11 protein-coding genes and 2 pseudogenes are annotated in these 11,974 nt (G+C 35.1%); 9 read left to right on the forward strand and 4 right to left on the reverse strand.

Annotated features, from left to right (window positions below):
• From CHI06_RS27715 to CHI06_RS27725, 3 genes and pseudogenes are all read left to right on the forward strand, one after another.
• On the forward strand, positions 1–226 hold a 226-nt coding region (locus CHI06_RS27715), incomplete at its 5' end, for a VOC family protein (RefSeq protein ID WP_179292812.1).
• Positions 227–258: 32 nt separating this feature from the next.
• Positions 259–924 carry an HAD family hydrolase gene (locus tag CHI06_RS27720; RefSeq protein WP_095251862.1) on the forward strand — a complete coding sequence of 222 codons (666 nt, stop codon included), beginning with the start codon at positions 259–261 and terminating at the stop codon, positions 922–924.
• A 643-nt stretch (positions 925–1,567) separates the two neighbouring features.
• Positions 1,568–2,579 (forward strand): annotated as a pseudogene (locus tag CHI06_RS27725) (nitric oxide synthase oxygenase).
• A gap of 136 nt (positions 2,580–2,715) precedes the next feature.
• Here the strand turns inward: CHI06_RS27725 and CHI06_RS29540 are convergent.
• A pseudogene (locus tag CHI06_RS29540) lies at positions 2,716–2,799 on the reverse strand (DUF1259 domain-containing protein); the annotation flags it as partial.
• Between the two features lie 467 nt (positions 2,800–3,266).
• Here CHI06_RS29540 and CHI06_RS27730 point away from each other — a divergent pair.
• Positions 3,267–3,692, forward strand: a complete 426-nt coding sequence (locus tag CHI06_RS27730; RefSeq protein WP_095251863.1) for a hypothetical protein — start codon at positions 3,267–3,269, stop codon at positions 3,690–3,692.
• A 603-nt stretch (positions 3,693–4,295) separates the two neighbouring features.
• Positions 4,296–4,856 (forward strand): AAA family ATPase, encoded by a 561-nt coding sequence (locus tag CHI06_RS27735; RefSeq protein ID WP_095251864.1) that lies wholly within the window; start codon positions 4,296–4,298, stop codon positions 4,854–4,856.
• A 434-nt stretch (positions 4,857–5,290) separates the two neighbouring features.
• Here CHI06_RS27735 and CHI06_RS27745 read toward each other — a convergent pair whose 3' ends face one another.
• The 3 genes from CHI06_RS27745 to CHI06_RS27755 are packed head-to-tail and all read right to left on the reverse strand — an operon-like array spanning position 5,291 to position 8,466.
• Positions 5,291–6,391, reverse strand: a complete 1,101-nt coding sequence (locus CHI06_RS27745; RefSeq protein WP_095251866.1) for an acetyl-CoA C-acyltransferase — start codon at positions 6,389–6,391, stop codon at positions 5,291–5,293.
• Positions 6,387–7,853 (reverse strand): AMP-binding protein, encoded by a 1,467-nt coding sequence (locus CHI06_RS27750; RefSeq protein WP_142301040.1) that lies wholly within the window; start codon positions 7,851–7,853, stop codon positions 6,387–6,389. Before CHI06_RS27750 ends, CHI06_RS27745 begins: the two co-directional genes overlap by 5 nt.
• A gap of 58 nt (positions 7,854–7,911) precedes the next feature.
• Positions 7,912–8,466, reverse strand: a complete 555-nt coding sequence (locus tag CHI06_RS27755) for a biotin transporter BioY (protein ID WP_095251867.1) — start codon at positions 8,464–8,466, stop codon at positions 7,912–7,914.
• A gap of 629 nt (positions 8,467–9,095) precedes the next feature.
• Here CHI06_RS27755 and CHI06_RS27760 point away from each other — a divergent pair.
• The 4 genes from CHI06_RS27760 (at position 9,096) to CHI06_RS27775 (ending at position 11,950) form a co-directional block, all read left to right on the forward strand.
• The gene (locus tag CHI06_RS27760) at positions 9,096–9,503 is read left to right on the forward strand and encodes an NUDIX hydrolase (RefSeq protein WP_095251868.1); all 408 of its coding nucleotides are present in this window, start codon (positions 9,096–9,098) and stop codon (positions 9,501–9,503) included.
• Positions 9,504–9,677: 174 nt separating this feature from the next.
• Positions 9,678–10,241 carry a GNAT family N-acetyltransferase gene (locus tag CHI06_RS27765; RefSeq protein WP_095251869.1) on the forward strand — a complete coding sequence of 188 codons (564 nt, stop codon included), beginning with the start codon at positions 9,678–9,680 and terminating at the stop codon, positions 10,239–10,241.
• Positions 10,242–10,416: 175 nt separating this feature from the next.
• Positions 10,417–10,947 carry a hypothetical protein gene (locus CHI06_RS27770; protein WP_095251870.1) on the forward strand — a complete coding sequence of 177 codons (531 nt, stop codon included), beginning with the start codon at positions 10,417–10,419 and terminating at the stop codon, positions 10,945–10,947.
• A 523-nt stretch (positions 10,948–11,470) separates the two neighbouring features.
• A complete protein-coding gene (locus CHI06_RS27775) occupies positions 11,471–11,950 on the forward strand; it encodes a hypothetical protein (protein ID WP_095251871.1) in 480 nt (159 codons plus the stop codon).
• Positions 11,951–11,974: the final 24 nt, after the last annotated feature.

Below are 11,974 nucleotides of genomic sequence, written 5' to 3' on the forward strand. Positions count from 1 at the left end.
GGAGTCTTTTATAGGTAACCAAGCAGGAGGGAGAGTTTTTCTCTTTTTAGGAACAGATGATTTCTGTAGAGACTATAACGAAATGACTTCGAAAGGTATTGAGTTTGTAAGAGAACCTAAAGACCAAGAATATGGTACGGTTGCAGTATTTAAGGATTTATACGGAAATTTATGGGATTTAATTCAGTTTAAAGAAAATCATCCGTTTGCAAAACGAGTAAAATAAGAATAATCCTAGATACTAGAAAGGAGTTTAATATGGACAAATACAAGGTAATTTTATTTGATTTAGACGGAACACTTTCAGATCCAAAAGTAGGTATCACTAAATCGGTTCAATATGCATTACAAAAGATGGACATTGTTGAACCAGATATTGATAAACTTGAATGTTTTATTGGTCCACCACTACAAGTTTCATTTGCTGAACATTACAACTTTGATGATGAAAACATACAAAAATCAATTGATTTTTATAGGGAAAGGTTTAAGGAGAAGGGAATGTTTGAGAATGAGTTATATTCAAATATTTCATTACTATTAAAGTCGTTAAAAGAACAACAATTTACTTTAGTTGTTGCAACTTCAAAGCCTACTGTATTTTCTGAGAAAATACTAAAGTATTTTAATATTGACCAGTACTTTGACCTTGTTGTCGGAAGTAATCTTGATGGAACAAGAACATCAAAAACTGAAATTATTCAATACATACTAGATAAATACAATGAGTATAAGCTAGATAACTTTATTATGATTGGTGACAGGAAACACGATATTATTGGTGCAAATAATACTGGAATAGACTCTATTGGAGTAACTTATGGGTATGGATCATTTGATGAACTAAGTCATTCTAACCCTAAATATATTGTCAAAAGTGTTGAAGAGTTAACAGAACTTTTTATGGGAAGTCTAGTCAAGTAAATCACATTTTGTTCTTAATCTAACGGAGTGCTAGGATGAAAGATCACGGCTGCCATTGAGGTAGCCTTTCTTATTTTGCTAACGGACAGGTTAGTGTAAGAAGAGATCTGAAAAGCCCTATCTCTTATAATGCCGTATTTTGACTGAATTTGCGTAGAAAAAGGTATTCATTCAATAAAAAACCAGACTAAATTGTCTGGTCAAAATTTAGAAGACAAATTTTAAGACCCCGCCAATTAGTAACAGTATAGAACCTGTCAACAGTGCTACTTGAGTGGACCGATTTGCTTTATGGAAAATTTTAATTAACATTTAGCAACCACCTCCTTATTAAAAATGACTGTCTAATATTTAATATGATAAATAATATATAGAGATTCAATTATTAAAAATATAGAACGAAGTCGAGGCAATTATGCATCATAAGACAAGCTACTTGTTCAATTTATGTGTGCAAGAGTTGAAGATCCAGCTGACATTTCTGGCTGCTGTTTTTATTGAGCTAAGGGTGCAGGTTAGTTAAAAATAGTGTATCTGATTGGTGTTATATGGTAATGATGATTTTTTACAATAAATAGGGTTTGTTATTATTCAAATCCACTATGATATTATTAGAACATAATTTATCATAGGAGGATTTATTTTGATTAACGATTTACTTAAGGAAGCAAAGGAATTTATTCGTTCTTGTTATAGGGAATTAAATAAAACTGAGCAGGAACTAGAAAATAGATTGAATGAAATTAATCAACAGATACTAAGACACAGCGGTGGAACTTGAATATGGGGCAAAAGTGGCTTGGCGTAATAGTAATCGTTGTATAGGAAGATTATTTTGGGATCATTTAACCGTTATCGATAAGAGGACCTTAAATACTGAAGAGGAAATTATTGAAGCTTTATTTGAGCACATCGAATATGCAACTAATAAGGGTCGTATACGCCCTACAATTACAATTTTTTCACAGAAAGCTCCTAATAAAACGGTACGAATATGGAATCACCAACTGGTTCGCTATGCAGGTTATAAAACTGAACAAGGTGTTTTAGGGGATCCACACTCCGTATCCTTTACAGAGACCTGTATAAATCTAGGATGGGAACCGAAGTTTGGAAAATTTGATGTCTTACCCTTAGTTATTCAAATTAATGAGAATCATCCAAAATTAGTCGAGATTCCAGAAATACATCTTCTTGATGTTCCAATTCGTCATCCTCATTACAAATGGTTTGAAGATTTAAACTTAAAATGGTATGCAGTACCAATTATTTCAGATATGATTCTTGAAATTGGTGGCATTACCTATTCGGCGGCTCCCTTTAATGGCTGGTATATGGGCACAGAAATAGGGGGTCGAAACTTAGCAGATGAATTGCGGTATAATATGCTTCCTCAAATTGGAAATTTAATGGAATTGGATATTAAAAGTAATATATCTTTATGGAAGGATAGGGCACTCTTAGAATTGAATGCAGCAGTCTTACATTCTTTTAAGGAAGATGGGGTTAGTATAGTAGACCATCATACGGCTGCTCAACAGTTTAAAAAATTTGAAGAAAAAGAAATGGAGATTGGAAGATCAGTTTCAGGCGATTGGACTTGGCTCATTCCACCCTTAGCACCAGCTACAACACATATTTTTCACAAACCATAAAAGAATGAAATTATAAAGCCCAACTATTTTTATCAACCTAAACCATATTAATTTTTTAGTAAAGCCAATATTTATGTTAATAAATGAGATTGTGAAGGATTGTACTTAAAGTAAAGGGTGCTTGAGTTTATACATCATAATTCTCGACTTCTTTTTGCAAGAAGGCAACCCTGCCTAGGCACAATGCTCGTCCAGGCAGATTATCTCTTGATTCAAAAGCTGATACACGATTTCTATAGCAAATACTTTTAACAGAATAATTGAAATGAAAATTCTGGGTGAGCACGTTCTTTATTGAGCGTGTTTTTTTCATGTTTAGTGGAATTAAGAGATTGAGTAATATTTGAAAATTTGAAATAATTGCAATTGGGTAAAAGTACAGCTCAATAACAATTTATGATAAATGGCTCTTGTTACATTATGCAGCGTATTATAATGTTAAAACAAATATGACAAGTTAATATTTGCTTTGTTTATGTATTTAATTCATTGAAGTTGAAGTTGCATGACAGTAGGAATTAGAAATTTTTAATAGTGATTTTAAAGGTATTGTTCAAAAATTACTAAAAAAGATAAAATGCTTCAATATAGATTAAAACAACTTATTGGTGAGGATATATTAAATTGAAGCAAGATAAGGTTGTCTTGCGATTGTCGAAAATGTTTTTTTAGGAAGGGTAAAGAAAAATGCTATATATATGGAATATTGAGAAGATAATTAAAAATACATTACAAGAGCTCAAACTAAATATAAATGTTGAATTCAGTGATAAACTCACTGCACCGATGAGTTATAACGTATCGACAAATACGATAAAGTTTAACTACATACAAATTAACGGATATAACGCTAAAATTAACTTTAAAATTAAAGAAACAGATGAAAACTTTGTGAAAATTATTCTTTATCATCAGCTCGGTTATTATTTAGAATTTAGGAAAAATACACGAGTTTTAAAGACTCTCATTTATGGTAAAGAAGAAGAAAAGGAACAGCTTTTAGCAGAAATCGAAGTGAATTCTTGGGAATATGGAAGAACACTGGTTCCTGAATATCTATTAAAAGCATATGATCAAGTACGTGAATTGGATAAACTTCTGTTAAAAGTCTGAAAAAGATCAAAGGGACAGTTCTACGTTTCTACTCTAATAGTTACTTTATACCGCTTGCCTTTGACGTCGTGTCGTTATTTAAGCTGGTAATCGAAAGGAGGAAAACATGGAGCTACATACAATCAGCGAGGTTACAAAAAACCATCAAATCTCAACAAGAACACTCAGATATATGAGCAAATCGGATTGCTAAAGAGCTTGAAGAAGAAGGGGTATGCTTTTCGTACCTATGATCAATGTTCGTTGAAAAGGATGGAACAAATTTTGATCTTAGGAAAGTTGAGAATTCCATTAAAAGAAATCCAGAGAGTTTTGCAAAGTGAGGACTCTAGGATATCATTAGCTGTTTTTCAAGGGAAGATTATAGAACTATCAAATCCCTAGGTGATTTCGCTAACGGAAACTTTAATCAAAGTTCCCTATTGGAATTTTAGGTGATCATTTACTAATAATGATCTTAAGCAATTGGGCGCGTTTATTGAGGAACGCGTCTTTTCGTGTATTGGGCCATTTTGTTGAATAAGCCTATAAAGTAATTATATAGTTTGTAATAGTATTATTATGGAACTCGTTTACAGCTGAAAATTAGGGGGGATTATACTGATGTTTGAAAAATTTAATTTAGATGACCTGATTTATCGTGAACGAGATAATTTTACCCCTTTAGTGGTAATGATGTGTGGTGTAGCAGGTTCAGGAAAAACTACATTTGCGCAACAGTTAGAAAAGGAAGGTTTTGTACGTCTTTCAATTGATGAAGAAATTTGGGCTACTAACGGTCGTTATGGGATTGATCTCCCGGTTGAAAAGTATGAGAAATACAAAGAAGATGCAGAAAGAAAATTGCGGAATCAACTGGTTAAGTTAATTCAGGATAAACAACTGGTTAAGTTAATTCAGGATAAACAACGGGTGGTAGTTGACTTCAGTTTTTGGCAACGTTCAAGAAGAAACCAATATAAACAGCTTATTGAAGAGGCTGGCGGTAAGTGGAAACTAATTTATTTGAAAGTTCATCCTAATGTTTTGCGTAAACGACTTAAGATACGAAGTCAACGTTTTGATGCAAATGCTGCCTTTACTATCACAGAAGAAATTATAACCTCCTTCCTTAGAGGTTTTGAAGCACCAATTGGTGAAGGAGAAATTGTAATTGAACATTAGAAAGTTCCTATATTATAAAACTAACAGGTACTTACTTCTATGGGGAAAAAGCCTTTTTCCTTCTTCAAGTAATGGACAGGGTAATAGAGTAGAGACAATGATTGGTGAATCATATCCCTTCACAGTCTTACGGGTGCAAGGAGGCTATGGAGGATCCTTCTCTAGCATTGGTTGCTTTTCCATTAACTTAATGCAACCCTTTTAAATTCAAGCACCTGTTACTTTAAGTACATTCCTTTACAAACTTTTTAAATGAAATAGAAGAGCTGCAAACAATTCACGAAATATTTTACGACGATTTATTGAAGAATCAATAAAGAGAAATTTATCCATTTGTATGCCTTTTACAAACACATAACTTTTATTTACTTAATGAGGTTAAATAAAAAGGAAGCCATCTCGCTTCCTTTTTATTTGTTTCTCTACTTTTTCAATTAATTCACCATTGTCTCAAACAATACGGCTACGCCTATACCGCCGCCGCTTCCGATTGCTGCCAGGACGTATTTTACATTTTTCTTCCGTTGTACCTCGTAAAAAAGCCTGTTCACTAAAACCGCACCGGATGCCCCGTAAGGATGTCCGATGGTAAGCGCTCCTCCTGACACATTTAACTTTTCATATGGGATGGAAAGCTCTTGAGAACAACCCACTATTTTTGAGGCAAAGGCTTCGTTTATCTCGATCAAATCAATTTCTTCAATTCTTAGATTGTTTCGTTCCAAAAGCTTTTTAATTGCCGGTATAGGAGCAGCACCAGGATAATTTGGATGGACGCCAGCCACCTGGCTGTCTATAAAGCGAAGAACGGGCAGCAAACCCAGGCTTAATGCCAATTCCTCTTCCATAACCGTTACAACAGCAGCTCCATCATTGATGGCGCAACTATTTGCTGCCGTTACCGTGCCGTTTTCATTTGTAAAAATCGGTTTTGCTCGTTTAAGTAGAGCCGTCATGTTCCGTTTTTTAAAAAATTCTTCATCATGGTCAATGTAACCAAACGGAATGATTTCCTTTTCAAAATGACCTTGTTCATAGGCTTCCCAGCTCCGTTCGTAGCTAAGAAGAGCATATCTATCCTGTGCGTCTTTTGAGATTCCGTATTTTTGTGCTACATACTCGGCTGCTTTGCCCATATCAGGGTCACCGATAAAATCGGGGGAAAATCTTGCTTTAGCTGGAATCAGAGAAGCACTCGTACTTTCCACTCCGCCTGCAAGATAGCAGTGGCCTGCTCCTCCTTGTATCAGATAACAAGCCATTCGAATCGCCTCGAGACCAGCACTGCACTGGCGGTCGAGCGTGACCCCTGGTACAGAGAGGGAAAGACCTGCTTCTAAGGCCGACAATCTGGCTACATTTCCACCAGGACCTGTGACATTTCCTAAAATGACATCATCCACTATTCCTTCAAAATCCACTGAAAGCTGTCGTATTAGGGGGGAAGCTAATTCATGTACTGCGTAATCCTTGAGGATTCCATTCTTTTTGCCGATAGGAGAACGTTTGGCATTAACGATTACCGCCCGCTTAATGGCTGGTCACCATCCCTTCCAATAATTGTTTTACCCCAGCCCTAGCTATTTTTCCGCTCAAAGTATGGGGGAGTTCCTCAACAAAAACCCATTTTCGTGGTATTTTAAAGGAGGATAAATGTTCTCGGCATAATTTTTTCAATTCTTTTTGAGTAGCATTGCCTTTTACGACAGCCGTCACGACTTGCCCCCAATAGGAATCGTATAACCCAATCACAGCCACCTCATCGACAAGTGGATGAAAAGCAAGAACTCTTTCAATCTCTTCGGGAAAAATATTAATGCCGCCATAGATGATCATGTTCTTCTCGCGTCCGGAAATGTAGAGGTAACCTTCTTCGTCCAGGTAACCCATATCATCTACAGTCATCCAGCCATTTGCATCCTGCTGAAAGGGTTTAATATCGCCGCGTTCATCAAGATAACCAGCAAAAATTAAGCAGCTTCGAACGTAAATTTTCCCATGTTCATTTGCTCCTGCCAAGCTTCCATCTAGTAGACGTACTTGTACCTCCACATTATGACAAGGCTTCCCAACCGAATTTGGCTTCCGTTTGGAGTCTTCATCCGAAAGAACAGAAACAAAACTAAGCTCACTTGCTCCGTAAAACTCGTACATTTCTAAATTTGGAAAAAGCTTGCGTATTTCTGTTTTAGAATGTACCTCCCATTTGGCTCCAGAGGAAAGGAATTTTATCTTCTTTCGGATTTGGCGACTTTCTTTTAGAAGTGCTGCCACCATTGTCGGTACGACATAAAGAACGGTAATCGGCTCGGCATCAATGAGCGAAACGGTTTGGACAGAAGAAAATTTCTCTAATAAGTGTACTGTTCCACCTATCGACAAGGTGCTGATGACTCCATATAAAAAGTGGGAGTGAACCAAGCTTCCGGGAATTAAAACTGTATCCTCCTTAGTAATATGAAAATCAAGACGTGAACAATCGAAGCTTGCTGCCCATGAAGTTTGGCTGCGAATAAACGCCTTTGGTTTACCGGTTGTACCAGAAGTGAATCCCATATAAAAAGGAAGATGACTTAATTCCAAATTGGGACGGATTGTAGGAAATTGAAGTATTTCTGAAAGACAATCCTCCCAACTCCAGACATTTGTATGGAATTCTACTACTTCATTATGTAATTCATTTGTAGTAATGATGATAGAAGGGTTAGCAAGGCCTAAACGGGCTGTTAATTCAGCACGGTTCCATTTTAAATCTAATGGAACCGCTGTCCAGCCGGCAGCTGAAGCCCCTGTAAAGAGCTGAAGAAACGGGATCCCATTTGGCAGAAGAATACCGACAGTATGATACGGAAGGGAAAGAGAATGAAGCCAGTTGGCTGTCTGATTGACTCGTTCCGACCAGGTTCGATAGGTCATTTTTTCAGATAGGGTTTGGATCGCAATTTTGTCAGGGAAATCGTTAGCATGTTCTTGATAGAATTCTATAATAGCAGTCACGTATGTGCTCCTTCCTTAAAGAGTGATTTTAGAAAAAAAGAGACACAAATACTGTGTCTCAGCTAGCTTTTGTTAATTGACGTCGAATCACTGGAGATTTTTTTATTCTAAACACTAAAATGGATGCAATAGTGGCCTTGATTATGTCTCCTGGTATATAGACAAGGCATAGCTTAGCAGCTTCAAGAACTGGTATATGCATCATAAATGCTTGGACAGGAACTCCTAATAAGTAGATGAGAAAAATTCCGACTGTAAGATTAACCATTAAAATATTATGCAGCTTTAATGTGTGATAACGGGAGATTAGATAGCCCACCGCAAAAGCTGTCAGCGGGTAAGCTAGCAAATAACCTGCGCTTGGCCCCACGAATACACTTAAACCACCGCGTCCGCCAGACAATAAAGGCACTCCTGCTGCTACAACCAATAAGAAAACGGACATGCTCCATACACCCAATCTCGCTCCAAGAACTCCACCAGCTAAAAGAACTCCTAAGGTTTGCAGTGTAATCGGAACAGGAGTAAAGGATAGATTAATCGGTGGAACTACGCCAAGAGCACCCATAATAGCAACAAATAAGGCAACATATGTAATGTGTAAAATTTTCATAAATCATCTCCAATTATAATATTAAATATTTAAAACTGTTATTTCCAATTTTCATTTTATAATTGATTATTAATTTATGTCAACCTATAAATTAAATTGGTTGACATTTGGTGTTGTTGATGAATTATTAGATTGGCCAAGTTAGGGGAGAATATTTGATAAAGTGCACCAAGATAGTTTTTGGACCCTATTACAGATTGAGATTAAAACATATGCTATCCGAAGAGCCCAAAGAAAAGGAATTAGTATTTAAAGGTGATGGATTTGCCTTATACAATGACAAATAGGAGATAAGCCCCTCTCGAATGGGAGGAAATTTGACTTTGTTTGGACAAGTTTCCATTGTTGGATAAATAGTTTTGTTTTCTAATCATTTAAGAAGTTTTTATATAGGTAAATTAATAAGAATTCATTGCGCTTTTGCTCATTCATCTTTTTTTAGGGGTAATAGAAGCTTCTGTTATTGTAACTGTTTCTTATTAGGCTAATGAGTTAAAGATGGGGACGCTGCGGCGTTCCCTTTTTTCTTCTTTAGCTAAAGAGCAGTTTAGTTGAAGAAGGATTTTTAATGAGAACAAAGAAAATTATTAATAAAATGGTTTTTAAATAAAAAAGGAGTTTATATAAATATGCAAAAATGGTTTGGTTCGTCAGGTATATGTATAAATGAAAATAATGAATTGCTAATGGTTTTACAAGGAAAGCCTGAAGAGAAAAAAACGTGGTCTTTCCCATCAGGAGGAAAAGAAAACAACGAAACTTTTGAAGAATGTTGTATTAGAGAAATTGAGGAAGAGACGGGATATATTGTTGAAGTAGTTAAAGAGATAAAGGTGAAAAAAGGTATTTATGAAGGACTTAATATATCTTTTGAAGCTCACTATTTTTTAGTTAAGGTAATCTGCGGAGAGAGAAAAATACAAGACCCTGATAATTTAATATATGATATTGCTTGGAAATCCTCAGATGAAATAAAGACCTTAGATTTAACATTCCCTGAAGATAGAGATTTTTTAATAAACTATCTAAAAAAATAATATAGCTCCAATTCTTATTAAAGTAACGGAGCAGTTTAGTTCAACAGGAAGTATATTTTATAGGGACTTTTGTGGTAGAATAATATGAATATTCAAAAAACAGGGGGTATAATGAGAAAATTGCTATCTGCTTTTCATTATTAATTTTAAAAGTTCAGAGAGAGGGAAAATCAAATGAACCCATTGTTGTTAGATGTACCTTTAATATTAGAAACAGAAAGGCTAATGCTTCGAGCACCACTACAAGCTGGTGACGGAGAAATTGTGCACCAAGCAATTGGAGATTCCTTTTATGAATTAAAATCGTGGTTGTCACTTTTCCAGGAACCTCCCACTGTTGAAGAAACAGAGATAATGTTAAGGAATGCTCATATAAATTTTTTAAAGAGAGAAAGTTTTCGTTTTCTTATCTTTGATAAAGGTGGCACTGACTTTATTGGAACTACGAGCCTCCATGGGATTGACTGGGACATTCCAAAATGTGAAATTGGGTACTGGATTAATACAAAATATAGCGGTAATGGATATATGACAGAAGCTGTAAAAGAATTGGTTAATTTTGGATTAAATGATATTAAATTTAGAAGAATTGGAATAAGGTGTGAATCAACAAACCTTAAAAGTCGTGCTATCCCAGAAAAACTTGGGTTTGTATTAGAAGGTACTTTAAGAAATGATGATTTATCCGCTGATGGTAAAAAACTAACAGACACTTGTGTTTATTCTATAATAAAGTAACATTGTGAACAATTACACTTAAACTAAAGGGGGCGTTGATCCAAGAAGGATAAACGCTTTTTTTGTTGAACCTTTTTGAAGTAACGAAGCAGTTTAGTGAAAGAAGGAATACTTCATTTGATGTTGAATTTGTATTATTACAGAGAAAAAATTATTTAGTTATGGCGGTGTTTATTTGATTAAATTAATTAAGCAAGAGGAAGACGAAACTATTTATTGGGAAGTTTGGCAAGATGGTAGAACCTTAATGATCCATTACGGTACTGTTGGGGAGACTGGTGAAACAGAAGAAGTGAAATTGCCGATGTTTAAAAGGGCAGAAAAAGTAATGGATGAACTAGCTGAAGAAAAAGTTAACGAAGGTTTTGATTATCTAGAAGAGGACGAATTAATCGAGCTAGTGGTTCAATACAGCTACAATGAAGATGAAATGCAAACAGCACAGGAACTTAGGCACTCCGTTGAAGACCTAATGAATGAATGTTTAGGTTGGACAGGGAATGGTTCGTGTGATGGTGGTGATATTGGCAGTGGCACAGCTAATATTTTCAACTATGTCGTAGATGCTGAAAAGGCTTCAAGAACAATAATAGAGGAACTTAAAAATAATAATTTACTACAGGGTGCAAAAATTGCTTATTTAAATCCCGAAGATGAAGAATATTTCGTTTTATATCCTGATGGAGCAGAGTTTGACCTTATTTAATAGTCTTTGAGAAATCTCAACGCTCTTTTTGATTTCAATTATAGTGTAAATCAAATCATAAAGCCTGTAGCTGAATGGAGTGAAGGGAATATTGTAGCTCCCCTTCCCTCATCAAAACATAATTGGACATTGTGAAGGATTGTACTTACACTAACGGGTAGCGATGCTTCAATAACGAAGGTCGCTTTTTCTTATTGAAGCAACGGTGCAGGTTTGTTGTAGAATGTTTTTTGGCAATTTCGATATCATACCAAACTTTTTGCTTCTACAGTAAGAAGTTTGAACTAATATAACAATCTTTTTTGTACATAATAAGAAAAAAATACGGTTCTGTGAGGGGGGGAGTACAATTTACCGCAAGGTAGAAAGGCTCACTTCTACTCGACTTGTTAGAAGGGGGATCGCTGCTGCGGTCTTTTTTTCTTGTGTACTAACAAAGCAGGATTGATTAACAAGAAAAAATAATAATAAGATTTAATTATAGGAATGTTATAAAAAACATATCAGAAAGAAGTTGATATATATGGTTAATAAAAAGACATTTGCTTTAGCGATGTTAATCGTTCCTTGGCTAACTGTTCCTTTCATGGGGAAAAAATCATTTTTTAGGTTTTTACCTGTAGCAAGTTTTGTTAATTTATTCTTAAGTGTGTTAAGTGTAATTGCTAATAAGAAAAAATGGTGGGTAAATAAAAATCCTATATCTCCCGGTTTTGTAGATTTTACATATATATTAGGTCCTTTTTTTGTAGCCACACTATGGGTATTTAAACTAACATACGGAAATTTTTTCAAATATTTAATTACAAATATGGTAATAGATGCTATTTGTGCTTATCCGTTTGGTCAAATATGGGAAAAGGTAGGAGTATTTAAATTTAAAAAGTTGAATCATACTATTTGGTATTTTATATGTGTGTCATTAGCAATTATTATTTATGGGTATCAGTATATAGTGGAAAAATCTATTATGAAGGTAAATAATCCCCAAGCAGATTTTTAACTTGCATTTATTTTCCAGTTCTTC

The sequence above is a fragment of the Bacillus sp. 7884-1 genome (genome assembly GCF_002272245.1).
Classification (GTDB): domain Bacteria; phylum Bacillota; class Bacilli; order Bacillales; family Cytobacillaceae; genus Neobacillus.